This is a genomic window from Sphaerochaeta associata, from assembly GCF_022869165.1.
GTDB lineage: Bacteria > Spirochaetota > Spirochaetia > Sphaerochaetales > Sphaerochaetaceae > Sphaerochaeta > Sphaerochaeta associata.
This window is the reverse complement of the sequence record NZ_CP094929.1, coordinates 3108015-3132865: the sequence shown is the minus strand read 5'-3', so window position 1 is coordinate 3132865 and position 24851 is coordinate 3108015. Positions and strand designations below refer to the sequence as shown.

21 protein-coding genes are annotated in these 24851 nt (G+C 52.3%); 18 read left to right on the top strand and 3 right to left on the bottom strand.

Annotated elements, in window-relative coordinates; all coding sequences use genetic code 11:
- The first annotated feature begins 111 nt into the window (after positions 1 to 111).
- Genes MUG09_RS14445 through MUG09_RS14425 form a run of 5 tightly spaced genes read left to right on the top strand, consistent with a single transcriptional unit; the run spans position 112 to position 4675 of the window.
- Complete coding sequence (locus MUG09_RS14445) at positions 112 to 1590, top strand: phytoene desaturase family protein (protein ID WP_244772148.1); 1479 nt, start codon at positions 112 to 114, stop codon at positions 1588 to 1590.
- A complete protein-coding gene (locus MUG09_RS14440) occupies positions 1580 to 2434 on the top strand; it encodes a phytoene/squalene synthase family protein (RefSeq protein WP_244772147.1) in 855 nt (284 codons plus the stop codon). Before MUG09_RS14445 ends, MUG09_RS14440 begins: the two co-directional genes overlap by 11 nt.
- Complete coding sequence (locus tag MUG09_RS14435; RefSeq protein WP_244772146.1) at positions 2404 to 3048, top strand: carotenoid biosynthesis protein; 645 nt, start codon at positions 2404 to 2406, stop codon at positions 3046 to 3048. The genes MUG09_RS14440 and MUG09_RS14435 overlap by 31 nt, the downstream gene beginning before the upstream one ends.
- Complete coding sequence (locus MUG09_RS14430) at positions 3045 to 3932, top strand: polysaccharide deacetylase family protein (protein WP_244772145.1); 888 nt, start codon at positions 3045 to 3047, stop codon at positions 3930 to 3932. The genes MUG09_RS14435 and MUG09_RS14430 overlap by 4 nt, the downstream gene beginning before the upstream one ends.
- 2 nt (positions 3933 to 3934) lie before the next feature.
- Positions 3935 to 4675: a LamG domain-containing protein gene (locus MUG09_RS14425; RefSeq protein WP_244772144.1), complete on the top strand. Its 741-nt coding sequence runs from the start codon at positions 3935 to 3937 to the stop codon at positions 4673 to 4675.
- Here MUG09_RS14425 and MUG09_RS14420 read toward each other — a convergent pair.
- Genes MUG09_RS14420 through MUG09_RS14410 form a run of 3 tightly spaced genes read right to left on the bottom strand, consistent with a single transcriptional unit; the run spans position 4647 to position 12652 of the window.
- Positions 4647 to 7490, bottom strand: a complete 2844-nt coding sequence (locus tag MUG09_RS14420; protein ID WP_244772143.1) for a glycosyltransferase family 2 protein — start codon at positions 7488 to 7490, stop codon at positions 4647 to 4649. The genes MUG09_RS14425 and MUG09_RS14420 overlap by 29 nt on opposite strands.
- Position 7491: 1 nt before the next feature.
- Positions 7492 to 9480: an oxygen-binding di-iron domain-containing protein gene (locus MUG09_RS14415; RefSeq protein ID WP_244772142.1), complete on the bottom strand. Its 1989-nt coding sequence runs from the start codon at positions 9478 to 9480 to the stop codon at positions 7492 to 7494.
- Positions 9473 to 12652: a hypothetical protein gene (locus tag MUG09_RS14410; RefSeq protein ID WP_244772141.1), complete on the bottom strand. Its 3180-nt coding sequence runs from the start codon at positions 12650 to 12652 to the stop codon at positions 9473 to 9475. Before MUG09_RS14410 ends, MUG09_RS14415 begins: the two co-directional genes overlap by 8 nt.
- 109 nt (positions 12653 to 12761) lie before the next feature.
- Between MUG09_RS14410 and MUG09_RS14405 the strand changes: the two genes are divergently transcribed.
- The 13 genes from MUG09_RS14405 (at position 12762) to MUG09_RS14345 (ending at position 24553) form a co-directional block, all read left to right on the top strand.
- Complete coding sequence (locus tag MUG09_RS14405) at positions 12762 to 13559, top strand: 5-deoxy-glucuronate isomerase (RefSeq protein ID WP_244772140.1); 798 nt, start codon at positions 12762 to 12764, stop codon at positions 13557 to 13559.
- A 40-nt stretch (positions 13560 to 13599) separates the two neighbouring features.
- Complete coding sequence (locus tag MUG09_RS14400; RefSeq protein WP_244772139.1) at positions 13600 to 14034, top strand: OsmC family protein; 435 nt, start codon at positions 13600 to 13602, stop codon at positions 14032 to 14034.
- Between the two features lie 68 nt (positions 14035 to 14102).
- Positions 14103 to 15041 (top strand): ABC transporter ATP-binding protein, encoded by a 939-nt coding sequence (locus MUG09_RS14395; RefSeq protein WP_244772138.1) that lies wholly within the window; start codon positions 14103 to 14105, stop codon positions 15039 to 15041.
- Complete coding sequence (locus MUG09_RS14390; RefSeq protein ID WP_244772137.1) at positions 15038 to 15769, top strand: ABC transporter permease; 732 nt, start codon at positions 15038 to 15040, stop codon at positions 15767 to 15769. The genes MUG09_RS14395 and MUG09_RS14390 overlap by 4 nt, the downstream gene beginning before the upstream one ends.
- Complete coding sequence (locus tag MUG09_RS14385) at positions 15766 to 16443, top strand: ABC transporter permease (protein WP_244772136.1); 678 nt, start codon at positions 15766 to 15768, stop codon at positions 16441 to 16443. Before MUG09_RS14390 ends, MUG09_RS14385 begins: the two co-directional genes overlap by 4 nt.
- A 3-nt stretch (positions 16444 to 16446) precedes the next feature.
- Entirely contained in the window at positions 16447 to 17538 is a 1092-nt protein-coding gene (locus MUG09_RS14380; RefSeq protein ID WP_244772135.1) for a sensor histidine kinase, read from the top strand.
- A 1-nt stretch (position 17539) separates the two neighbouring features.
- Positions 17540 to 18151, top strand: a complete 612-nt coding sequence (locus MUG09_RS14375; RefSeq protein ID WP_244772134.1) for a response regulator transcription factor — start codon at positions 17540 to 17542, stop codon at positions 18149 to 18151.
- Position 18152: 1 nt separating this feature from the next.
- Positions 18153 to 18338, top strand: coding sequence for a hypothetical protein (locus tag MUG09_RS14370; protein WP_244772133.1), 186 nt, complete (start codon positions 18153 to 18155; stop codon positions 18336 to 18338).
- Positions 18335 to 19000, top strand: coding sequence for a rhamnogalacturonan acetylesterase (locus tag MUG09_RS14365; RefSeq protein ID WP_244772132.1), 666 nt, complete (start codon positions 18335 to 18337; stop codon positions 18998 to 19000). The genes MUG09_RS14370 and MUG09_RS14365 overlap by 4 nt, the downstream gene beginning before the upstream one ends.
- 78 nt (positions 19001 to 19078) lie before the next feature.
- Positions 19079 to 19372, top strand: a complete 294-nt coding sequence (locus MUG09_RS14360) for a UxaA family hydrolase (RefSeq protein WP_244772131.1) — start codon at positions 19079 to 19081, stop codon at positions 19370 to 19372.
- A gap of 22 nt (positions 19373 to 19394) precedes the next feature.
- Positions 19395 to 20546: a UxaA family hydrolase gene (locus MUG09_RS14355; RefSeq protein WP_244772130.1), complete on the top strand. Its 1152-nt coding sequence runs from the start codon at positions 19395 to 19397 to the stop codon at positions 20544 to 20546.
- Positions 20547 to 20662: 116 nt separating this feature from the next.
- A complete protein-coding gene (locus MUG09_RS14350; RefSeq protein WP_244772129.1) occupies positions 20663 to 22054 on the top strand; it encodes a hypothetical protein in 1392 nt (463 codons plus the stop codon).
- A gap of 435 nt (positions 22055 to 22489) precedes the next feature.
- Positions 22490 to 24553 (top strand): leucine-rich repeat domain-containing protein, encoded by a 2064-nt coding sequence (locus MUG09_RS14345; protein WP_244772128.1) that lies wholly within the window; start codon positions 22490 to 22492, stop codon positions 24551 to 24553.
- The last annotated feature ends 298 nt before the right edge of the window (positions 24554 to 24851 follow it).

Genomic DNA, 24851 nt, shown 5'->3' with positions numbered 1-24851 from the left:
GAAGGAGGGAGGAAGAAACGCATTGATACTTCTTATTCGGAATGATTCTTTTTAAGTATGGCGGTGCGCTATTTCCTTGATTTTCCTTGGTAAACACCATAGGATTTGCCTATGGGAAAACAAGCGATAGTCATTGGCGGAGGCTTCGGCGGCCTGAGCGCTGCAGCCTTGCTTGCACGGGATGGATGCACCGTTACGGTGATTGAGAAGAACGAGTTGCTCGGTGGCCGTGCCCGTTATTGGCATAAGGACGGGTTCACCTTCGACATGGGCCCGTCATGGTATCTCATGCCCGAGGTGTTCGAACGCTACTTCTCGCTCTTTGGGAAAAAGCGGGAATCGTACTTCAAACTCAAGCCGCTGGACCCCTACTACAAGGTGTTCTTCGGTGAACAGGGAGATGTTGAGCTTACCCCGGATTTCGACAAGAACATCGAACTTTTCGAATCCTTTGAAAAGGGTGGCGGTGAAGCCCTGAAAGCCTACATGGAGCAGTCGACCTACAAGTATGAGGTTGCGATGGAGGATTTTCTCTATCGCGACTACAAGCATATAGGTCAGTTCTTCAACCGACGCCTGATGACCGAAGGCCTGAAACTTGGTGTACTCGGCAAGCTCGACTCCTTCGTCTCAGGCTATGTGCAGGACCGCAGGGCCAAGCAGATCCTCGAGTATGCCATGGTGTTCTTGGGTACCAATCCCTCCCAGGCTCCCGCCATCTACTCGATCATGAGCCATGTCGACCTCAAGCTCGGTGTGTTCTTCCCCGAGAAAGGCATGGCCGGGGCGGCCGAAGGGTTTGCCAACCTTTGCAAGGAGCTCGGAGTAAAACTGCTCACCGATACCGAGGTGACCAATATTGTCACCAAGGATGGGAAAGCCGTCGGGGTACAAACGAACAAAGGCTACTTTGCAGCCGATGTCATTGTCAGTTCGGCTGACTACCACCACACAGAAACTTCATTGATCAAGAAAGAGGAAAGAACCTACTCCGACACGTATTGGGAGAAGCGGGTGGTGGCACCATCCATGTTCATCGCCTACCTTGGCATCGGTCGTGAACTCAAGGGTCTTGAGCATCACAATCTTTACTTCGCCAAGGATTGGAACGGTCATTTCGATGATATTTTCAAGCGGCCTGCATGGCCGGACCAAGATCCCTGCTTCTACCTCAGCTGCATAACTAAAACCGACCCAAGCTCTGCACCCCAGGGGTGCGAGAACGTCTTTCTCCTTGTTCCCGTCGCTCCCGGACTCGCTGATACCGACGAGCAGCGCGAGGCATACTTTGCAAAAATGGTTGAACATGTGAAGAAGGTCACCGGTGAGGATTTGGGAAAGGATGTTTTGGTGAAGCGGCTGTACACCCATCGTGATTTCATCCAAGACTACCATGCCTACAAGGGCACGGCCTTGGGCCTGAGTCACACGCTGTTCCAAACGGCGGTGTTCCGCCCCAGACACCAAGCCAAGCAGATACCGAATCTGTACTATACAGGCCAATATACCCATCCGGGCGTAGGAGTCCCGATGGTGCTCATTGCAAGTGAATTGATTGCTAAGGAAATCCAAGAAACCTATGGTCGCTGAGAAACATGAACAAATTTTCAGAAGCGGGAGCAAGACCTATTACTTCAGTTCCCGTTTCTTTCCCCCTGCGGTGCGCAGGGATGTCTATGCATTGTACGGGTTTGTCAGAGTGGCTGACAACCTGGTGGACGACCAGCCGGTCGACCCGACGGCTTTTCACGCCTTTCGGAGGACATACACAGAGGCTCTTAGGTCAGGCAAAGCGAGCGGTGACGTAATTATCGATGCCTTTTTGGAACTTCAGAGACGCAAGCAGTTCGACCCAGCCTGGACCGAGGCGTTTTTGGACTCCATGGAACACGATCTTTCAAGCTCCACCTGTGAAACCTTGGACGAGGTGCTCACCTATATCTACGGCTCGGCCGAGGTCATCGGTCTCTACATGGCCAGGATCATGGACCTGAGTGAAGAGGCCTTCGGCTATGCAGCAATGCTGGGACGGGCGATGCAGTACATTAATTTCATCAGGGACATCAAGGAGGATCTTGCAATCGGAAGGCGCTACCTGCCTCTTGGATCAAGCGGTCTTGCCTCCTTGGAACAATCCTACGTCCAAACGCATGAGAAGCAGTTTGCAGCTTTCATCAGGGAAGAGCTCAAACGGTATCAACGGTGGCAGAAAGAGGCACAGAAGGGGTATCGTTTTATTCCCAGGCGGTATCGCATCCCGATTATGACCGCAGCGGACATGTACTGCTGGACCGCACAGCAGATAGCCAAGGATCCTTTCATCGTCTATAAGAAGCGGATCAAGCCGCCGAAGGCGAGGATCCTGAGAAAGGGCATAGCCCACACCCTAGGAGTCGCCCTGCCATGCAGATTCTCAGCAAAACAGAAAAGCTGATTCTTTTCCTGCTCCTCCCGTTCTATCTCATCGGCATCGTGCTGCACAGCATAGGCGCAACACTGCCGATGATGCTGGCCTTCACCCCCTATACCATTTTGGCAACTTCGGTCTTGGGATTCTTCTTTGAGGTGAAAGAGCGTAATAAGGGCCTGCTTGTTTGGGCGGCCGTCACCTTCGGCGTAACGCTGTTCTTGGAAATTGTGGGGGTGGCGACATCATTGGTCTTCGGTGCCTACACCTATGGACCGACGCTGGGACTGAAGCTGCTCGGCGTACCGCTTCTGATCGGCATCAACTGGACCATCATCATTTTGGGCATTGTACAGGTGGCACGTACAAGGATTGCGAACCCCCTGGCTGCAGCCTTGGTCACAGCTTCTTTGACCGTCCTCTTCGACTATGTGATGGAGCCGGTGGCCATTGCCTTTGACTATTGGACGTGGGCTGCCGTGGATATCCCGCTACAGAACTATATCGCATGGTTCTGCATCGCCTTTGTCTTCGCCTTTGTGTTTGCCAAGCAGAAGCTGGCTGCCGTCAACAAGGTCCCCACCCTGATCGTCATCGTCCAGTTCGTCTTCTTTGTCGGTTTAAGGACCTTTGCCGTATGAAACACTTCATCCTGATTTCACTACTCTTCCTCCTCATGTTCAACTTGTCTGCCGAAGTGCTCCCCGAACAGCAGAGTGCCCCCCTTGTGAGAGACATCGCTCCTCCTGTGAGGTACTGGAGCACGCACCAACAGGGATTGCTTCCCGTGCAAACCCTTCCCGGCTTGGATACCCAGAGCCAGATTCCCCTCAGGAAGGATCCCAAGCTTCTGGTGGTTCTCTATCACAACATCGTTTTCGGCAGGACGGGCAATGTCTATAACCGCGACCTCTATAACTTTGAACACGATTTGGCGTTTCTCAAACGCAATTTCACCATCACCAACTTCAAGAACGTCCTGACACAAGGTTGGCAGGCGAAAACCGACCAGGTGATCATCACCTTCGACGATGGTGACCTCTCCCTCTACGCCATTGTCTACCCGCTTTTTCGCCAGTATGAGCTGGAGGCGACCATTTTCCTGGTTCCCAACTTCATCGGCGAGGTCGGCTACATGAGCTGGGACCAGATCCGTGAGATGAGTGAGTACCGGACGGCATCGGGCAAGAAGCTCTTCTTCTTTGAATCCCACTCGCTCACCCATCGGATGATGGGAGAGATGGATGCCCAGGACGTCCGACATGAGCTTGAGACATCCAAGCAGATCATCGAAGAGCAGATTGGAGAGAAGGTGACAGTCCTGGCCCTGCCGTTCGGCAGCGGTGCAGGGGATGGTACAATCATCAACGAGGCCTACGACCTTGGCTACCAAGCCATCAGAACCAGTGTTGCCCAAGTGGTGCCGACAAAGAGCATCAATGCCTGGGCCATCGGGGCGATGAACGTGGAGAACTACAGCACCGATGTTTTTGTGCAAAAGGTCCTTGCGTTGACCGGGAGGTAGGGATGAAAACTTCAGTCGTTTTATTGGCATTGGTAAGCTTGCTATCCTGCACCCTGTATGCAGAGGCGGTTCCCGTATTGAAGACCGGACCGAGGGAGCTGGAGTTCGGGAATCTACATTGGAGGATGAAGACCAGCCTCACCCCGACAGCCCCCGGCCCGAACTACTTTCGGGGAACCGAGGATGCAGTGTGGGTGGATGACTGGGGCCTGCACCTGACTATAAATGAACATCAGGGAAAGTGGTGGGCAACTGAGATTTTCACCCGTGAGCGGGTGGGCTACGGTACCTATACCTTCACCGTTGAGACTGATATTGCGCAATACGATGCTCATGTGGTTGCAGGCTTTTTCACCTGGGATACAGCACCTGAGGAGTATAATCGGGAGATCGACATAGAGTTTGCCGCTTGGGGTGAGCGTGACGGCACCAAAGTCCAGTACGTTGTCCAGCCCTATACCGACCCAGCACGCATTTTTGTCTTCAAACCAGAGCTGAACGGCAACCTTACGACTCACCGTATTGTTTGGACAAAGGACGATGTCTCCTTCTCCTCCTACCATGGAAAGGTCGACCCCGACCTCAAGGAGAGTGAAGCCATGCTCATCGAGCGCTGGACTCATCCAAGCAGTCCGACACCGGGGCGGGTGCGGTTCCGCATCAACCTCTGGCTCTTTCAAGGAGCCGTACCGGCGAGGCCCGCCCACATGGTTCTTACTTCGTTTTCGTTTGTGCCCCTTTAAAGCCGGTTCTCACCTGGGCTCCCCACCCTCGGTTCTTTCTCATCGCACTGAAGTAGGCGCTCACCCGCCACAGGCTGATGACCTGACGCACCCCGAAATTCTCTACGATCGCCATCCACACCAAACGCAGCATATCCTTCTTGGCATAGAGCGGGCGGTCGAACTCGCTGATAAGCAGGGCGGACAAAGAGACGAGAATCCCCAAAAGAATGGTCGAGGTGAAAAGCGCCAAGGCGATGGGGATGTTGAGCAAGCCCATCAGGGCGCCGATAAACACAAAGACCAGGCCTTGCGCTTCCACAAACGGTCCGAGCAGCTCAAAGAGAAAGTAGTAGAGCATACCCACCATACCCAGCCTTCCATAGCGGGGATTGGCGATCATGGTGCTGTGAAAGAGCAGGATGTCGATCAGGCCGCGGTGCCAACGGTCGCGCTGGCGGTGCAACACCTTCCACTTCTCAGGAACTTCGGTCCAGCAGTTGGCATTGCTGGCGTATTGGACCCGATAGGGCAGCTTGCGTTCGCGCATGTACCGTGAAAGCCGTACAACGAGTTCCATGTCCTCTCCCACTGTATCCTTATGGAACCTGCCGCTCTTGGTAAGGTATCCGCCGGTGGCGATGGTCCGGTCGCGATGGAAAATGCCGAAAGCCCCGCTGATGATCAACAGTACATTCAACCTCGCCCAACCGACCCTGCCGGTCATGAAGGAGCGGATGTACTCGAGGCTCTGCAGCCTGGGTAGGAATTTGGAAGGCAGGCCGATCGAGTCGAGGCTTCCCAGCTCGACATCACAGCCGTTGACCGGACATATGTTGCCGCCGCTGGCAATGGTTTCGGTACTGTTGTCGAGCATGACCGAGACCGCCCTGAGCAGGGCGTCGGGCTCCAAGAGCGAATCGGCGTCGATGCCGCAGAAGAACTGCTTGGTCGCTACGTTCAGCCCCAGGTTCAAGGAGTCGGCCTTGCCTCCGTTGACCTTGTCCACCACCACCAGGTTGGGGATGTTCTTGTTCTTGTAAATACCCCTGAGAGGTCGCGTCCTCAGTCGTTTGGGGACTAATTGATCACGTTTTTCAAGGTTGAAGTAGGTGATCAGCGTCTGCAGGGTCTCATCCTTGGACCCATCGTTTACGACAATGAGCTCAAAGTCGGGATACTGTTGGTTAAGCAGGCTGTTGGTGCTTTCGATGATGTTTGCCGCCTCATTGTAGGCAGGGGCGATGATGGACACCGACGGAAGCAGGCCCTTGGTGAAGAGCATGCGCTTGTCCTTCGCATGCCAAAGCCTGTTCTGTACTCCGGCCCCACGATAGGAGATCAGCAGCATGGTCAGGTATATGAGGTTGATTGTGACCGAATAGTAGACCAACAGGTAGTTGAAGCGCACCACATACAAGGACAGGACTTCACCAAGACTCAGGTCGATGAGGTTGGGTAGTTCGGAGAGGAAAATGATCAAAGGGAAGACGGCAAGGGTGAGGATGAGCAGGAGGATCAGGGTCAGCCGCTGAGGTTTCTCCTGATGGACCTGCATGGAGGGTTTTCCTGTTTCCGGTTTGGCTATCTTCAGTGTCTTGTAGACGGCAGGGTGAAGATAGGCAAAGAACAGGAGCCTCAGGTGTTTGCTTCGTTTTGCAAGCTTTCTGACCAAGGAGATAAGTTGTTGCTGCTTGTGGATTTCTGCATTGGTATTGAGGAATTGCACCAAGCCGCTGATGTGCTGCTGCTCGATCAAGCTGGTGATCAAGTTCGTCAATTGCTCATCCAAATCCCCTTGATAGGCGGTCAGGATGTAGGTCAGACGGTTGTCCAGCACCTTGGCCAGCACCTCTGTCTCACTTTTACTGCGTGTTTTCTCAAAACGCGACAGATACTCCTTGAGCAGGGATGGGTCCTTGTAGGCCATCTCCGAGAGGCTTTGCACCAATTGATCACGCGCTCTTGAGTATTTGCTGTACGACAGCAGGGCGGCAATATTGCGCTTATCGGCAATGCGCGCATAGGCGCGGATAACATACAGCATCGTGCTTGGGAAGGGGCTCTCCAAGAATTCGGGCTCCAGCAACGCATGGGGAAAGTGCAGACGCAATGCCTCCAGTGCACACTTGCGCACTTGGATGTTCTTCTCCTGCGCCCGGCGGAGCAGGTAGGGTTTGAGCGCATCCGAAGGATACGCTATGGCGTACTCGCAGATAAGAAGCCCGAGATACGTTCGGTCGATGGAGAGGCGTTTTTTCAAGTAGGGGAGCAGCATGAATTCATAGCCGATCAAGAGGGCGCGATAGCGGCCAGCCATCCAGGGAGTCGCCCTGCCAAGGCGCCTGATCATGGGAAGGATGGCGCGCTTCTCCTTCACCCAGGCAAGAGCCTGGAACAGGTAGAGCACAACAACCTGACTTTTCTCTTCAGACAGTGCCTGAAGGAACAACGTCCGGTAGGAGGGAAGCGTGAGCATCGGCTTGAGGTGAACAGCCGACTCTATCCGCCTGACGAAAAAGGGTGAATAGAGCCGTTTGGTCAGCGTTTTGACAACCTTCGAAGTTGAGAGAAAACCGAGAATCTGCTCATGGAACGCCTTCTTCAGCAGGAGGCTGTCGCTGAGTCTGCCGTAGAGCATGAGAAGGGTTTTTGCTTTGAAATGCGAGAAATCCGGCTGTTCTGTCTCCAGTTGGGAGAGAAAGAGAGCCTGGGCCTTGTCGAGCCTTCGTTTTCTGTCTGCACGCACCAGGCGCAGGATGATGATGCCTGCAAAAACGAGAACATTGAGAAGCATCACCGCACCTGTCAACAGTATTGCAAAGTTGCTGGACACCTCAGGCCTCCTTTGAAGCGATGAGGTTGACCAAGCCTGTCAACTCATACAAGGCCAAAGGCCGGGCCAGGAAGTGCTGGATGCCCAAGTCAAAGGCCCTCCGGACCGTCTGCTCCTGCTTGTTGGCCGACATGAGCAGGAAGGGAATTCCTGCCGTACTTGGATTACCCAAGAGCTCCTTGCGCAGGGTCAGGGCGCCGAGCTTGGGGACGAGCAGCTCGCACAAGACCAAATCAATCCCTCCCGCAAGCAGCATTTTTTTCGCTTCGAGCCCGTTGTCGGCCGTCAGAACCCGATACCGCTCCTTCTCTAATGTTTGCTTGAGAAGGTCACGGGAGAAGGAAGGCACATCCACAAGCAGGATGGCAAATGCCGAGCGACTGCCGGCCTCGCTTGAAGAGACGGCAACGATGCTTCCTGCCCCTTTCTTTCGTGCAAGGCGCAAGCGGAAGGCCGCCAAGGCGTTGATATCGGAGGCCATCTGTAAAACATCGTTGCGACTGGATTCGGCGACTTCGTCGGAGTGGGCGATTCCCATCGAAACCGTGATGGGGACGATGAACCGGTCCTCCCCGGCAATGCGATTACCCAAGGCAGCAGCTCGTTCTATGGCCTGCTCCTTTGTCAGGGAGGCGCATAAGAGGGCGAACATCCCTCCGGTGATGCGACATACCTGCACATGCGGATCTACACTTTGCAATACCACCTGTGAGAGAATGCGCATGGTCCGGTCGCCTTCGGTGCTGCCATGGTCGAGATTGATGCGTTCAAGGTTGTCGATGGCCAGAACCACGGAAACAAGCGGGCTGCCTCCGGCAAGCTCCTTGAGCATGAAGGCTTGATGGAACTCCTTGTTGTACAGTCCGGTCACCGGATCGCGGTACATGCTCTCCTGCAGATTCTGCAGTTTCTCCTCCAGCTCCTTAAGTTCGGCATCCTTCTCCTTGATCTGGCGCTCGGAGCTGGCGATGAGGGTGGAGAACACCGACGGGATGCCCAAGCCGTATTGTTTTCCCAGCAGCTCCACGAAGGAAGAGATCGATGAGAGGTAGGCGACGCCCCGTCTTTCCTCAAGAGTGGAGAAGAAACTCTCCCACAACTGGTTCTCGGCAAGCGTGGTCTTGGCGATATGCCTCATCTTGACATTCAGGGTGAACGGGGAATTCTCGAAGGTTTTCCTGATCTCCTGCTCCCCGTAAATGGTTATCAAACGCTTCACTACCTGGTCGAGCAGGGCGCGAACACCTCCCTCCAAGGGAAGCCTGAGCTGCTTGGATTGGATGAACAGTCCGCATGGCATGGTCTTCAGCGTGTTGATATGCTCTTCAATATTCTTGTCTATGATCGAGCCATGCTGCGGACAGATCAGGCGGATGGGGTAGCTTTCCAGGTTTTCCATTGCTGCAGCGAGAATCTCATGGCCGGGCATGTATACCTCGTGGAACGCCTTCATCCCATCGATGTAGTTCTCGTCGGCATACAGCTTCCAATCGGCGGTGATGGAGCCGAACAAGTCGCCGCTGATCAGAGCCTGCTGCTCGGGCAGGTAGCTCATGATGGCTCCGGGGAAGTGCAGATAGGGGGCGAAGATGAAGCCGATGGAGGTGTTTTCACTCAACCTGTAGGAAAAGGAGAGATGATTCACCATGTAGAACGGATTCTTGATGCCATAGTACTGAATCAACAGCGCTGCACGAGCATGACAGCAGATGTCTCCTTTGAACCCGGCTTTCTCAAAGAGCGGAATGGCGGCACACAAATCAGGGTCTTGGTGACTGCAGACGATGGCCTTCAGGTTGGAGAGGGGGAGCAGGCTCGTGGTTTTCTCCAATACGACCTGGCCGTCGAGGACCGATCCGGGGTCGAAGAGAATTCCCAGTCCGTCCTTAATGAAAAGATAGGGGTTGCATTGCAGTCTGTTGTGGGGTCTTTGTGAGCCCACCCACCACAGTCCTTGGGCAACCTCTACGGGTTTGGTAAGGTCAATCATCTGCTCTCTCCTTGGCAAAATACGCCTTGAGCAAGTCATAGCTTGCCTTCATTCTCTGTTGGTAAACCGGTTGGTTCCATCCAGGCAGAACAAGCGTTGCCGCCTCAGGCGCATCCAGGACGGTTTGCTTGATGCTATCGGCAACAACCACGCTGAGCACAAGCCCCTCGGTTGCCGTCGTAGCCAGTTGATCACGAAGCGGGTCGCTGTAGTAGATCCTCTCATCGTCGAGCACTCGTGCCGATGAAACATCGCTGACGTTGATGCGCGTCCAAGGGATGCGCACCGAGAGCTCTGTTCCCTCCATGTTCCAATGGTTGGTGTTTCCCTCCAGGCTGCCGTACCGTAAAAGACTGGCATCCTCGTACTTGGGCTGGATCACCGTCCCGTCAAGGAGTTTGCGTTCCTTGTTGATCAATTTGCTCATCGGCTCAAAGAGGCCGTCAGTTCTCAAGTCGGCGGAGGTGCTGAAGTGGTAGGTGGTGTAGTTCGCCTCCTTGAGGGCAAGCAGGCGGGAGCCTGCAAAGGAATCGAGCACTACAACATACTCCATGCCCGAAGGGGCAAGGTGGTCGAGAAGGGGGGCATGCTTGAGTTCTCCACGATCACGGTAGAGGGTGTCGATGCCGATCAAAAGCTGTTCGGCTCCCAAGTCGATCGGGCGTGCGAGACTGATGTCCACATGAAGGAAGGAGGCGTCGGCACGCACTTCCATTTGCCGGACCAAGCCGTCCCCGACAGCGGCGGCACCGCTTCGCTTGGGCTTGACCGCCTCATAGGCAAGGATGCCGTAGTTCTGCTCGGGATCGATGGCGTTGTGCCATAATATCTGCCGGTCATAGGGGACCATGTACGGTTCGGTGGTCCAGGTTTTCTTGGCCCACTCGTCCATCCACTCAAAGATGATGCCCCCGCTGTATCCTTGATCCTTCATCGCCTCGAACATGCGGATGATGCCTTGGGCCTGCTGCTCTTCGGTAAGACCTCCGTGGTGGTAGCCGTCGGGGCTGGAGTGGGCATTGCCCATGCCGGTGGCGATGCCGAATTCGGCGACCACCGCCGGGTAGTTCGTATGCCCCTCCATGAATGCCTGCAGGTAGCCTCCGTAACGCAGTCGACCCTGTTCATCCTCATATGCATCGAAGGATGGCTCGTTGTTCATGAAGTCCGGGTAGTTGGAATAGATGTGATAGGAACCGAACAGACCGACATGGTTGAGTTCTCCGACCACCAGGTGGTTGATGTTCACGGTGGTGCGGTCGTTGTACTCCCAGATCTTCTCTCCGTCCTCATTCCGTTCAGACTCGTGGGTGAGGTAGTCCAGCGTCGGCCAGTTGACGATTGAGACGGGGTGCTGCCAACCATAGGCTTGCTGTTCGTAGGAGAGCAGGTAGTCGCAGCTTTGGGCGAGCCAGCTCTCGGTGGGGGTGGCTTGTTCGGTCGCTCTGATGTATCGGCCGATAAAGCGGTAGCCGCTGTGGTTGATGTCCGTCTGTTCCACTTCGTGAGGTTCCAGCTCGCGTCCTACCAGGTATCCCAGGACATAGGAAGAGACGTCGGTGTCATAGACACCATAGGCTCTTCCCTTTCGCTCGGGGATGCGGGCCTTGCCATGGATGGCGTCGACGACGTTGATGATCTCTTCTTCGAAGGCCTTCTGATAGGCCGGCTCGAGGTAGTCGTGTCCCGGCGGTTCCTCCTCAGGCCAGACCTCCTGCAAGAGATAGATCGGCCGGTCAGGATGGATGCGGTTGTAGAGGCTGAAGGCTTGGTAAAACTGGGGATCGAGCAGGGTGTAGATGCGTACGGTGTTCACTCCCAGCTCTCCCATCTGCTCAAGCCAGTGGTAGTACAGGCTCTTGTCCTGGGGGAATTCGGTGAACCAGCGGCCCGGCATCGCGATGCCGAGATTTATACCGTAGACGAAATAAGGCTTCCAAGATCCTTTGCTGAAGAGTTCAAGCTGTCTCCCGTTCGTCCTGCTGATCATCCTGCTTGATTTGATGGTTGCAACTTCTCGTTGCAGGGGCGGGAGGACCTGAGCGTTCCGTTCTTGTGCCTCCTCGAATATGGAGGCGAGCATGGGCATGTAATACTTCCAGTAAAAGGTGCGTTCCCCGGTGGCTGTGGCTTGCAGCAGGGAAGCCAGACCCTTGAGTCTGAACAGCTTCAAGGACCGTTTGCTGTACGCCCAATTGCCTCCGAGGTAATATGATCGATGGTTAGCCGTTTGCTTGAGCTGGATTGCAGGGAAGGAGGAGGGAAGTCCGAAGCGCTCAAGCAGCTGCTTCCCCTTCTCACTGACATCGAGGGAGTAGGTTGCAAGCACCTCGGTGCCGCCAAGCGGTTCGGTGATGTCAAAGAGCAGGCGGTACTCGATGGATCCCGATAGTCCGAGGACCGCGGTCCCCTTTTCGGTGAATGAAAAGGTCATCCGGCTGGGACCAAGTTCAATACCCTCTCTCAGCACCACGACCTCATCGTCGGTGTTGTACAGCAGCACACCGCTTCCCGAGTAATCCCAGTTCTCCCCGTAGATGTCGAGGATCCAAGGCGGTGTCTCACCGGTCTTGGACAGGTTGTTGACATACATGCCGGTCCACCCGGTCCACCGGGTTCCCAGCACCTCGTACAGCTGTGCCTGTATGTAGGAAGGTGTAGGGGTTGCAAAGGTGTTGTATTCGGCGACGACGGTGCTGGCTGATTCCCGATTAAGGAAAGCCCTGATCGCCTGGACATCGGATGCGCTGCTTCCCCCCCAGATAAGGTTGCTTTCCCCATCCATAAGCGTTCGGGAGAAACCCTCGCCGCTTTTATATACCCCATAGGTGTCGGCAATATAGAGCAGGTCGGTTCTCTCATCCAAGGACGAGAGGTCTCGAATCGGGTTTTCCTCTCCTGGATGGTAACCCAGATACGTCGACCGGGTGCGAAAACGTGCTCCCTCCTCGGTGGGATACTTGAAGTGGCTGAGAAACCATCCCAGGTTTTGGTGCTGTTCGGCTTTGGTTGTTGGTACACTTTTATCGTAGACGGTGACCGCCAGGTTCTTGGTCGGCGCAAGCAGCCACAGCACAAAGGGCAGGCTCAGGAGAATACTGAGGAGCAGCAAGAGCACTACCAGGACCCACGGTTTCATGCGCCCGGGCTTGGGATGTTTATTACGCTTCATTACACCTAGTATATGCTTGCCTTCTGTGGTTTCCCACGTGAATGTACATCCCTCGGTTGCGAAAGCCGGATATGTTTCGTATGCTACAGGGTGAAAGGGAGGAATTTTCATGATTATTCGCAAAGAAAAGCCGCTGGAGGCTGGATATACAACGATTACGACACTCGATGGCCCTATGCTTTTGGATTTCGGCATCCTCAAGCTCAACAAGGGGGATTGCACAACCTGCTCCTTGGATTTGGAGCGGGCTTGGATGCTGATCAAGGGGAAGGTCCGTTTCTCCTGGCTTGATGCGGAAGCGGTAGGCGAGCGAGCAAGCTGCATCGATGAGCCTCCGGTGGTCCTGCACGCCCCGAGGCAGATACCTGTTATGGTTGAGGCGCTTGAGGATAGTGAGCTGGCCGTCGAGCGGTGCATCAATGAACAAGAATTCCCGGTCCGCTTCTATGCCAAGGGCGAGGTGAAGACCGAGGTTTTCGGGGCCGGAGTACTGAACGAGGCGAGCAACCGCACCGTGCGTACCGTCTTCGACGGGGAGAGTGCTCCCTACTCGAATATGGTGATGGGAGAGGTGATCAATCATCCCGGCCGTTGGTCGAGCTACCCGCCGCACGACCATCCCCATCCGGAAATCTACCACTACCGATTCTTCCCCTCACAGGGTTTCGGAATTTCGGTCCTCAACGAAGAGGCCTTCGTCGTCCATGACGGCGATTCCTCCTTGATTTTCCCCGACACCACCCACTCTCAGGTGGCGGCGGCCGGCTATGCGATGTACTACATTTGGTTGATCCCCCACCTTCCCGGGGACAAGTGGCTTCCCACCACCCGCTATTATCGAAAGGAGCATACGTGGCTGCTGGACAAGGGCGTAAAGATTTGGCCCGAGGTGCCGGCAACGCTGTAGAGTGGTCGAGGCTTTCTTATGCAGTAAGGAGATACCGATAATGAGCGACACGCATACCTATAGTACGTCAGTAGAGTGGACAAAGCAGAAGAGGGCGGCCCTCTCTTCTGCGTTCCTTCCCACCATCGAGGTGGCGACTCCCCCGCAGTTCCCAGGCGGCCACGAGGGCATCTGGTCGCCCGAGCACCTTTATACGGCAGCCGCCGAAGTGTGCTTGATGACCACCTTCCTCTCCATCGCCGAAAAGGCGAAGCTTGCCTTCAAGAGTTACAAGAGCGAGGCTGTGGGTACGCTTGAGAAGATGGAGAAGGGAATGCTGATGACCAAAATCCACATCAAGCCGACGGTTGTCATCGATGATGAGAGCCAAATGGAGAAAACAGTACAGCTCTTGGAAAAGGCCGAGAAGTACTGCTTGATCTCAAACTCCATGAAAACCGAAGTCACCATCGAACCGATTGTCCTGGTAAAGTAACGTAGTGACAATTGTCACTGCACACAAGCAGCCTCTGTTCCTATACTGGGATGCAGAGGTATACAGTCATGGTATTGCAAGTAGACGATGTCATTAAACGATTCAACACAAATCTCGCCCTCGATTGCTGTTCGCTGCGTGTGGAGCAGGGCGAGGTGATCGGGCTGCTTGGTCCCAACGGGGCTGGCAAGACCACCTGCATCCGATCGATCATCGGCCTGATCGGCATCGATGAGGGTTCCATTACGGTGTTCGGCATGCCCCAGGATGGAAAGAACAAGACCATCCGCAGCAAAATCGGGTATGTGACGCAGGAAATCACCCTGTATGAGGATATGAGCGGGAAGGACAACCTGGCCTTCTTTGCCTCCTTGTATGGGATGAGCAAGACCGATATTCAGATTCGCATCGCCGAAGTCGGCAGGCTCATAGGTCTTGAAGGCAGGCTTGGCGACAAGGTCAAACACTATAGCGGAGGCATGAAGCGCAGGCTCAACATCGGTTGCGCCCTGATGCACAAGCCGGCCTTGATCATCATGGATGAGCCGACGGTGGGCATCGACCCGCAGTCACGTTCCTTCATCCTCCAATCGGTGAAAGAACTCGCCAAGGGCGGGGCGACGATCATCTACACCTCCCATTACATCGAGGAGGTGGAGGCTGTCGCCAGCCGGATCTATATTATGGACAACGGGCACATCATCGCCGATGGAACTCTCCGCGACTTGATCGCCCGCATCCAGGGCGACCACTTCATCGAGGTGGAGGTACGGCTTGCCAGCGAGCAGAAGCGCAAGGAACTTCTCGGCCTTGGAGATGTGAAGGAAGTGGCTTTGGAGGGGAACCGATACACCATCGTAGTCCCCGGAGGCATCCCGATTCTGGACAAGGTGGTCCTCTGTCTCTCCGAGCAGGGACTGGTAACCATAAACACCAAACAGCCGAACCTTGAGGATGTGTTTCTCACCCTGACCGGCAAGCAGCTGCGGGACGAGGTGGCCTCATGATTGCATTTCACATCAAGCGCTCGCTGAAGGATATATTGGGTCATGCCATCCTCATTCTCTTTCCCCTGGTTTTGATTTTCTTCTTCGACTACCTGTACAAGACCATCGACATCCAGACCGGCATGGAGGTGGCGGGCCAGCAGCGGCTGACGCTGTTGGTCATCGGTTTCGCGCTCACGTTTCAGATTTATGGAGCTGCCTTGAGCTTTGAGACCCTGGCCGCCGACCTCTATACCCCCATGCACGACCGCCTGTTTGCCTCCCCGGTGGAAGGCAGGTCGTTGGTTCTTTCGGTCTTGCTCAGCGGTACGGTGGTCAGTTTCCTGCAGTCGTTGGTCATAGTCCTGTTTTCCATGTTCGTATTGGGGGCTCAATTCTCAATGCTTGCTCTGCTGCTTGCAATACTGCTCATCTCGGTGCTCTTCAACCAGCTGCTGGGTACGGTATTGCTCTTGGTCGTAGGTACCCCGAAAGTGGCCAATGTGGTGACCACCATCTACGGTTCGGTGGTTCCCATGCTGGTGGGGCTGTACTTTCCACTTCCAGGTTCCGCCTTGTTCCGATTCATCCGTCTCTACGGCACGCCGATGAGTCTGGCCAATACTGCAAGCATCAGGGCGATGGAGGGCGACTATGGTTCCATGCTTCTTGCAATGCTGCCCGTCTGTCTGGCCATACTCGTCCTGTTTGTCGCTTTGAAACCTTTGGTTCGGAGGGTAGCGGTATGACGATATTCATGTTTGCCCTGCAACAAAACCTGAAGCAGAAAATCTCGCTTCTCTTGCTGTTGGTTCTACCGCTCGTTCTGCTGTTCATCCCTTCGATGTCCGGTTCATTGCCCATGGGGTTCAGCCTTTTCGGGTTGTTGAACCTCTATTCGGCGTTTCTCCTCACCAGACCGGTTGTAGAGGATAGAATGCAAAAGATTGTGGTACGCATTGCAGCCTCCCCGGTAAGCCACGGCTACTACCTGGCCAGTCATCTGCTTGCCTCATTGTTGTTGTTATCCGTACAGTGCTTGATATTTGTCGTCGCCTCGTTTCTATACTTCGGACCTCAGCAAACCAACTACCTGGTCTTGTTCCTGCTTTACTTCTCCTACAGTGCCATGGTGCTCTCTCTTTCGTTGGCTTGGAACAGCATGTTCCGCTCCTATGCCACCAGCTTCGCCTTGTTCAGCGGCATCGGTTCGATCATGTGCCTGATCAGCGGGCTGTCTTTCCCGCTTTCACTCCTTCCCCAGTCGATACAAACGATGGTGAGAGTTCTGCCCACCTACTATCTGGCCCACGGCCTGCTCATGCTTGGAAAGCAATCCGGCTCTGGCATCCTGCTTTCTGCTGTGGTACTCTGGATATTCGCAGGGATATTCCTGTTGATCGGCAGTAAAAGGAGATTCTAACCATTGCCTCGAAGCACATATGCTCTCGGTTGTGATCAAGTGACGAGACTGATGACCATCCTGTTGTTGGTCTTGTCGCTGTTTTTGCTGTACGAGAAGCTCGATGTTCCGTTGATGTTGGTTTTTTTGCTGGTTCTCTTCTCCTTGTTGCTGCGTTGGCGCTTTACATTCAATCCACTCTTTTTCCTCATCGATGCCACGCTCTTGGTGGTGGTTTCGTTCTTCCAAGTCGATGCAACACTGCTTCTTGCCTTGTACATCTATACCTTCGCATCCCGCATTCAGGTGTTCGCCCTCAGCCCGTTCTTTCTCTACTGTTTGGCAATACTGCCGTTTCCCTTGCTTTTGTTTCCCGCCGTCAGCCTGCTTTTGGGTCTGACGATGGCTTTATGGAAAAAAGAGCGCGATACTATGAGGCAGGAGGCGGATGAGCTTCGCCTGAAGGTGCATCGACTTCAGGAGGAAGAGGAGCATCTGTTGCTGGACTATCAGGATGCCCAGCAGCTTTCGCGCCTTGAGGAGCGCAATCATATCGCCCAGATTTTGCATGACAGCCTTGGCCATGAACTGACCGCTGCACATCTGACGCTCAAAGCCATGGGCTCGTTGCTCGTGCGCGGCGAGGTTGAGAAGGCACAGGACAGTCAGGCCAAGGCACTTGATAGGCTGGAGAACAGTCTCGATCAGCTCAAGCTTGCCGTCAGGCAGCTGCAAAGCGACGAGGAGGCAGCGAATCAAAGACTCAGGCAGCTTTTTGAGCAATTCAGCTATCCCGTTGACTTGCACCTTAGCGGTGACCTGGAACTGCTCGACCCTGCAGTGCGGCAGGTGCTGTATACCGCAGTCAAGGAGGCTCTGACCAACGTGGCCAAGCATGCCAGGCCGACGATGGTGAAAGCCCATATCGCCGTAACCGGTGCAACTACCCGCTTGATGGTGGAGAATGATGGTCTGTATGACCAAAAGAATCCGGAAACAGGGAATGGCCTGCGGTATATGCGCCGTCGTGTGGAAGCGTTGGGAGGCAGTGTGGCCATCCAGCGTGATCAGACCTTCCGCCTGTTGGTGACCCTGCCTTCGAAGAAGGAGATGTAGGATGAAGCTTCTGCTGGTTGACGATGACGCCTTGGTACTCGAGAGCCTTGAGATTCTTCTCTCCGAGGATCCCTCCCTACATGTTGCAGGCAAGGCCCTCCATGGTGCAGAAGCACTGTCTTTTTTACAGCATCATCCGGTCGATATGGTCCTTATGGATATACAGATGCCGGTTATGGACGGCATCGAGGCGGCTCAGCGCATACGGGCCGAGTTTCCGCATATCAAGATTCTGATGCTCACCACCTTTGCCGACTACCGGACGCTGCACCGCTGCCTTGAGTCGGGGGCGTCGGGGTTTCTGCTTAAGAGCGATTCAACAGAGAAGCAGATATTGACGATCAAAGCAGTCCACCAAGGGCTTCCGGTGATCAGCGAACAGGCATTGAAGAGTTTTTCAGAGGATCAGGTGTTCAGTGATTTGACCCAGCGTGAGCAGGAGGTGCTGATGCAGTTGGCTCAGGGGTTGAGCAACAAGGAAATCGCTATTAGGCTGTGCATGAGCGAGGGTACGGTGCGCAATATGATCTCGGTTATGTTGGACAAACTCGATTTGCGTGACCGCACCCAGTTGGCCATCGCCTATTGGCAGCGCAAGAGCAGGGGGAGGTAGCGTGTCCGATAGTATGATTCTCATTGTCGTGTACCTTGTGGCAGCTCTGCTTGGGGGAACAGGAGTGTATTTCTTGTACAAGCAGACTCGGAACAAGAGCCCGATACAACAGGAAACGCATACGGTGGTCGCCACTGAAGACATGCTTCCGGGCTGGGGCAAGGAAGAAGAGGAAGCGAAACAATGAACCGAATCTTTCTGCTAGGCGATTCAACCTGTGCCGATAAGAGCGAGGACAAGCATCCTGAGACGGGGTGGGGAATGGTCCTCCAACAGTTGGTTAAAAAACAGTGGCAGGTGGTCAACCTGGCAGAGAACGGGCGTTCGACCAAGTCGTTCTTGGAGGAAGGGTTGTTCGATCGGTGTCTTGGGCAGCTGTCTGAAGGCGATTGGGTTTTCATCCAATTCGGGCACAATGACAGCAAGGACGATGAACAGCGCCATACCGATCCTTGGACTACCTACCAAGGCAATTTGATCCTGATGACCGATACGGTACTGGAAAGAGAAGCACACCCGGTGCTGCTTACTCCGATCTGCAGGCGGCGGTTTGACGAGCAGGGCAACCTTGTTCAGACCCATGGAGACTATCCGAAGGCAATGATTTCTCTTGCTAAGAGCAGGAACTACCCGGTTTTGGATATGACGGAGAAAACCTATCAATTGCTCGCATACCTGGGGCCGAAAGAATCCAAGAAGCTGTTTCTGCATTTGGAGAAACAGGAGCATCCCAACTATCCGGACGGAGCGGCTGATGACACCCATCTCAATGAGTGGGGAGCCAATGTGCTGGCCAATCTCACGCTTGCACAACTGAGGGGCTTGTATCCTCAGATTCCCTTTCTCTGATACAAGCAAAACTTTAGTGCTCAACCTTCTTTTCTCAACTCGTTTTTTCTTCTAGGATAGCCACCTAGAGGTGCAAGTATGGGTGTGAAGGCGTTGTTGCTCGATGAAAAAGATACCGTGGCGACCTGCATGGATGGTGCCGGCGAAGGCGATGTGGTGACCTGCATCGGGACAGCTTCTAGACAGGTGCTCTGCGTCCAAGCCATCCCTCCGTGCCACAAGATTGCCCTCAAAGACATGCAAGAGAATGAGGATGTCTATAAGTACGGCCAAGTAATCGGGCGCACGACCCAAGTCATAAGAGAAGGTGCTTTGGTGTGGCACGAAAACTTGGTAGGCTTCGAGCGCGATTACGAGACCGAACTGCTTTGACAAGGATAAACAAATGAACTATATGGGGTATAAGAGAGCTGAGGGGAGAAGCGGAATCCGCAACCACGTCTTAATTCTTCCTACCTGTGGGTGTGCGAGTGAGACGGCGCGCATGGTGGCTTCCCAGGTGCAGGGTTCGATCAATGTCATCATCAACACCGGCTGCGCCGATGTCCAAGCCAATACCGATTTGACCCAGCGGGTGCTCACCGGTTTCGCCCTCAACCCCAATGTGTTTGCCGTAGTCATCATCGGCCTTGGCTGTGAGACGGTGGGCCACAGAGAACTACAACAAAAGATTCAGAGCGAGACATCCAAACCTGTCTGCTCCTTTGGCATTCAGGAGGAGGGCGGGACGCTCAAGACTGCCGCCAAGGCTGCCGCCCAGGCAAGGCTTTTCGTCCAGCAGGCGAGCATGCAGCAGCGTGTCCCTTGCGACCTGGGCGATATTCTTCTAGGTCTTGAGTGCGGTGGCTCCGATGCCACCAGCGGGGTGGCTGCCAATCCTGCTCTGGGTCTGGTCTGCGACCGTCTCATCGACGAGGGCGGCTCATCGATGCTCAGTGAGACCATCGAGTTCATAGGGGCTGAGCATATACTTGCCAAGCGTGCGATTGACAAGACTGTACACAACCAGATCATCCAGATTTGCAAGGAGTATGAGGAGCATCTCGCTTCTGCTGGTCAGAGCTGCAGGGCGGGCCAGCCTACTCCGGGTAACAAGGAGGGTGGTCTTTCCACCTTGGAGGAGAAGAGCCTGGGTTGCATCAAGAAAGGCGGCTCCCGACCCATCGTCGAGGTGCTTCAAGAAGCAATGCGTCCTACCAAGCATGGGGCGATCATCATGGATACTCCGGGTTATGATATCGCCTCCATCACCTCCATGGTTGCAGGCGGCTGTCAGCTGGTTGCCTTCACCACTGGGAGGGGCACCCCCACCGGTATTGCCCTGGCTCCGGTGATAAAGATCACAGCCAACAAGCAGACCTACAGGAATATGGAAGACAACATGGATATCGATGTCAGCTCAATCATCGATGGCACTCAATCTCTCCAGCAGGGTGCTGATGCCATCTTTGATGAGATGCTTGCTGTTGCCAACGGGAAGATCACCAAGGCGGAAGCCTTCGGCTTCAGTGATGTCTGCATAGACCATGTGTGTCGGTTTGTGTAGAAAAAAACCAAGAAATATCCCTGAGAGCAAGGGTTAAAACCTTTCTTCCATACTTTTCGTCATGTATTCTTTCTTCAGGTAAATCTCAATCAATTTACAAAGGAAAGGATGGATGCATGATGAAAAAGGCAAGTATAGGAATTTTGTTGCTTGTAGTGAGTCTTGTGCTTGGATGCAATGCTCATTCAGCATTTGTAGGTGAGGTTGTCGAGCCTATACTTAGCTTTGTTCCCGCTCCTACTGCTCATGCATCTGCAGGTAGTACTGCCTTGCATATCGTTTCCATTGATGAGGAGAGCAGTGCCAGAAGTTCTCGTTCTGTTGAGCAGAATGAATTTGAGCTCTGGTTGATGCCGGTAACGTATCGAGGTAATGAAGTTGTATCGCATGACAATGTGAGGAATCTCAAGCGCTTTGTGGTAACCGGTGATGACCCATTTGCTATTCCCGTTTCTGAGCTTCCCCAATCTGATACGTCTATTGTGTTCATCGTCCAACTGAATGAAGAGCAGAAGCATGAACTGGTTGGATTTTTAACGTTGCGTATTGCCGGTAGCAACCAGCCTCTTATCGTCCTTCCTCCTCGCACTGCTATAACCGGGGATGTTGAGTTTGGGACTGTTTCTGTCTCTGATGATTCCTACCTTGCAATATCGACCGAGACGTTAGAAAACAACGAAGCGAGTTTTGATGATGCAACCTATACCTCACTGACTCAGCAGACCATTCTCGACAATTTGGTGTTGATGGCGGTAAATACGCTCTGGAATACCAATCCATCAGGAAAATTTTACGCCCCGGGTCTGCTGTTGGAGTATGAACTTGAGGATGGTGAGATTGCGTGGAATTATGCGGAACTGAGGGTGTACAGTGATGAATACGAAAAACATGCAGCCATTTTTAATCCTGCAGGGGAGAATGTGAATAATGGCCGGTTTCCCCAAGCGTATGGCCCTCAGAGTTCTGTCCAATGGTCGGCATCTCTTTCTCTCGAAGATATGCTTGAAACTGCACAGAAAGGTGCTCTGTGGGGTCTGGTAGACGAGGATGGCACCCAATTGGCAGCGTTTGATTTCTCCGTTGCTTTCGTACTCGATAACCAAGGAAAACCCATAATCCCTTATATTGATCCCACTTACTCCGAATATACTGGCACTGATGGCAAAAAATATGTTGATAAGCTCTATCTGAATTGGTACTACCCGGATGCAAATGGCGGAGAGCCTCACCTGATTACCGAAGATTCAGAGCATGCAAACCTCATCAGCCAGAACGAACTCTACATGGATATCAACTATCCGGAAGGAGGCTTGAGGGGAACATATATGATCAGGGATAGACGTATTGAATACTCAGGGGCTTATGGGATGGAAGGTGACATCTTCTGCCTTGAGAACTTTGATGCACCTCTTCCTGTGGCCGCTCTCTCAAGCATCTACAACGTTGGCTACCGTTTCGCCCTCTATGGATGCTCCACTCCGATGAAGGCGAGGTTGTCCAGGAGGTGAGGGCTAATCAACGGAAAAACCTTATGGGATGCGTGATATGTCAGTCTCCTTGTAAAGGGTTCAGTTGGTTGTGCTATGTAATTATTAAATCAATCTGATGGACATATGAAATTGCAGTCAAATATGTATGTTTTTTTGCCTTTTTATATATATTGAATATGCTCGGTCAACCTTTCATAAATTGGAGAGCCGGTCAGACTATGTTCAGCGTGAATATAAAGATAATTTGCTATATGAGAACCTGGCATCATTGACAATGCTACTGATAGTGATATTCTTTGACTTGAATTGTTACATCGTAGAGTCCGTTAGACAAAGTTTTGGTCTGCTTAATGTAATTTTTACCCCCTATCCATACGCTTTGCCAAGCGAAAATACACGCGTGAACCTACATAGCTTATAAGCCGTATAGGCATAAAAGGGGGATGTAGTATAATGAAAAAAGCCTTATGTATCATGTTAGTTGGCTTTCTGGTCTTGTTGCTCTCTTCTTGTTGGGTCAAGAAGGATGAGCTTGATGTCGCAATTGATACCCGATTTAAATTTCTGATAGCAGAAGCACTGGATGAAGTAAATGCTGACTACACTTCAGTGAAGAAAGCTTTGGAGAGCGATTACACACAAAAGAGTGATCAGCTCGCTACTATAACTTTGGATATGTTAGCAACATTGGAGGAAGTAAAAGCCTCGGCCCAGCAGTCATCCCAGGCTTCTTCTGCATTCATTCAGAAATATTCAATGCAAATCAATCAGCATATAACTGCCTGTGATACAAAGATTCCCAAGATAATTGAGAAAGAAGTGGACGATCATTTGGTAGAGATTTCAAGGACGAATGCTGAGACTTTGCTGAAGCTCCACAATGCATACTATGAAAGTATCATTGATGTTCTGACAGCCTATGCTATTGAAGATGCTGATGAGCAGAAAGCTCAGGAAATCAAAACTATCTACGATGACTATGTTGCTCTGAAACAAGATTTTTATGGGTACTTGAATAGTACAAAATCACTTGAGGACATCCAAGCTGGAGCTGATGCCTTGAAGGTGGAAAATGTTAAAACATTGATCGCCCAAGTAACGATGGAATCAATCAGGAATACGAATATCCTTAGCAGGATTGAGAATTTGGACAGTGCTCTGACTCCAGTCCAGCGCTCTAAACTCCCCAAGGAGACAGCCAAGGAATTGGATGCTTTGGTTACTGTATGGAAAACTATAAGGGCAATTGATGAGTTGGCGACCAAGTCGAATGATGATTACGCCTTGTTCACTTCGATACAAGCTAATTATGCAGAACTCGATGAGCATCACCGCTCGATGGTCTATAATTTCGACATCCAGCAATTGTATGCACAATACTTCTTCCTGGACTTTACACCGGTAAATGGCGGTTTATCAGTAAAAGCAAGAGCCGGCTATGCCGATAAGCTTGTCGGGGACCTCTCCATACCCGCAACGTACAATGGTCAGAAAGTTGTGCAGATACCCGACAATGCTTTCAAGAATTGTTCAAAGATCATATCGCTTGTCGTTCCAGACACAGTTAATTCAATTGGTTTTGCTGCATTCAATGGCTGCAGCGGATTGAAAACCATCTCTCTTCCCTTTGTTGGAAAGTACCGTTCTGGCGGCAACTATGCAGAAGGGTTGTATGGATACGTGTTTGGTACAGACTCTTACTTTGGTGGAACAAAGGTTGATTTCGGTACATTTGATGATAAGAATTACAAAAATGGTTACAAGCCTGAGCAAAAATACCACCAGTATTACATTCCCATCCATCTCACAAGTGTGATAATCACCAACGCTTCTAGTTTCAATTATCATGCATTTTTCAACTGCTCAATGATACAAGATTTGACACTTAATCAAGAAGTAATCATTTTAGGAGAAGGTAGCTTCGCAAATTGTAGTAGCCTTGCCACCCTTGCTTTGCCGTACGCGGAAAGCATTCCTACCGCAGCGTTTGAGGGATGTACATCTCTGACACAATTTACAATCAATGAATATGTCTCTTCGATTGGTGATTATGCTTTCAAGGGATGCAAGAATCTGATGAGGATGAACTCAGAGGACGATGGTGAGTTTGTTATTCCAAAGAATGTTTTCTACATCGGCTATGAAGCCTTCAATGGTGTTGCTAATATGAAGAGCCTTACCATTCCTCATATCGGCAAACAAAGAAATGGAGGGAACTATGGCGAAAGGCTATTTGGGGCTATCTTCGGGGCAGCTCCATATTTTGGTGGCGTTAAGGTTGATTTCGGCACATTTGATGACAAGAATTATAAAAATGGTTACAAGCCTGAGCAACAAGTTCACCTATACTACATCCCAACCCAGCTGAGAGATGTAACGGTCACAAATGATGCAATGGTTTCCTACCATGCTTTCAACAATTGTAGCATGATTGCTAATCTTCGAATCAATAAGGAAGCTTCAGTGGATGTCCATCCAGAAGCTTTCTTAGGATCTGTTAATCCTACGTATTTCTAAGGGTGATACTTATTAAACATGGTGGCAACCGGCTTGTAGGGAGTCGGTTGCTAATTAGTTCAAGTATAATTTGGTAGATTTATCACCATCGGATAGATTTTTATGAAGAAATTCTATGTATTGGTGATAGACAATCAGAGCTGACTGAACTGTATGAGTATATCAACCACTAATTCTTGAAGAGCAAAATCAGATTACTACGTTACTCTATATAAGTTTCTTGAGTAACAGGCATGTTTTCCCAATCTCCTAGAGAATATCTAATGTACTCTTTTCACATATTTTTACCAAAGTAAAA

What these genes read in the sequence shown, in the direction of transcription:
- MUG09_RS14445 (WP_244772148.1), top strand. Translation starts at nt 112, where the DNA reads ATGGGAAAACAAGCGATAGTCATTGGCGGAGGCTTCGGCGGCCTGAGC.
- MUG09_RS14440 (WP_244772147.1), top strand. Translation starts at nt 1,580, where the DNA reads ATGGTCGCTGAGAAACATGAACAAATTTTCAGAAGCGGGAGCAAGACC.
- MUG09_RS14435 (WP_244772146.1), top strand. Translation starts at nt 2,404, where the DNA reads ATGCAGATTCTCAGCAAAACAGAAAAGCTGATTCTTTTCCTGCTCCTC.
- MUG09_RS14430 (WP_244772145.1), top strand. Translation starts at nt 3,045, where the DNA reads ATGAAACACTTCATCCTGATTTCACTACTCTTCCTCCTCATGTTCAAC.
- MUG09_RS14425 (WP_244772144.1), top strand. Translation starts at nt 3,935, where the DNA reads ATGAAAACTTCAGTCGTTTTATTGGCATTGGTAAGCTTGCTATCCTGC.
- MUG09_RS14415 (WP_244772142.1), bottom strand. Translation starts at nt 9,480, where the DNA reads ATGATTGACCTTACCAAACCCGTAGAGGTTGCCCAAGGACTGTGGTGG.
- MUG09_RS14410 (WP_244772141.1), bottom strand. Translation starts at nt 12,652, where the DNA reads ATGAAGCGTAATAAACATCCCAAGCCCGGGCGCATGAAACCGTGGGTC.
- MUG09_RS14405 (WP_244772140.1), top strand. Translation starts at nt 12,762, where the DNA reads ATGATTATTCGCAAAGAAAAGCCGCTGGAGGCTGGATATACAACGATT.
- MUG09_RS14400 (WP_244772139.1), top strand. Translation starts at nt 13,600, where the DNA reads ATGAGCGACACGCATACCTATAGTACGTCAGTAGAGTGGACAAAGCAG.
- MUG09_RS14395 (WP_244772138.1), top strand. Translation starts at nt 14,103, where the DNA reads ATGGTATTGCAAGTAGACGATGTCATTAAACGATTCAACACAAATCTC.
- MUG09_RS14390 (WP_244772137.1), top strand. Translation starts at nt 15,038, where the DNA reads ATGATTGCATTTCACATCAAGCGCTCGCTGAAGGATATATTGGGTCAT.
- MUG09_RS14385 (WP_244772136.1), top strand. Translation starts at nt 15,766, where the DNA reads ATGACGATATTCATGTTTGCCCTGCAACAAAACCTGAAGCAGAAAATC.
- MUG09_RS14375 (WP_244772134.1), top strand. Translation starts at nt 17,540, where the DNA reads ATGAAGCTTCTGCTGGTTGACGATGACGCCTTGGTACTCGAGAGCCTT.
- MUG09_RS14365 (WP_244772132.1), top strand. Translation starts at nt 18,335, where the DNA reads ATGAACCGAATCTTTCTGCTAGGCGATTCAACCTGTGCCGATAAGAGC.
- MUG09_RS14360 (WP_244772131.1), top strand. Translation starts at nt 19,079, where the DNA reads ATGGGTGTGAAGGCGTTGTTGCTCGATGAAAAAGATACCGTGGCGACC.
- MUG09_RS14355 (WP_244772130.1), top strand. Translation starts at nt 19,395, where the DNA reads ATGGGGTATAAGAGAGCTGAGGGGAGAAGCGGAATCCGCAACCACGTC.
- MUG09_RS14350 (WP_244772129.1), top strand. Translation starts at nt 20,663, where the DNA reads ATGATGAAAAAGGCAAGTATAGGAATTTTGTTGCTTGTAGTGAGTCTT.
- MUG09_RS14345 (WP_244772128.1), top strand. Translation starts at nt 22,490, where the DNA reads ATGAAAAAAGCCTTATGTATCATGTTAGTTGGCTTTCTGGTCTTGTTG.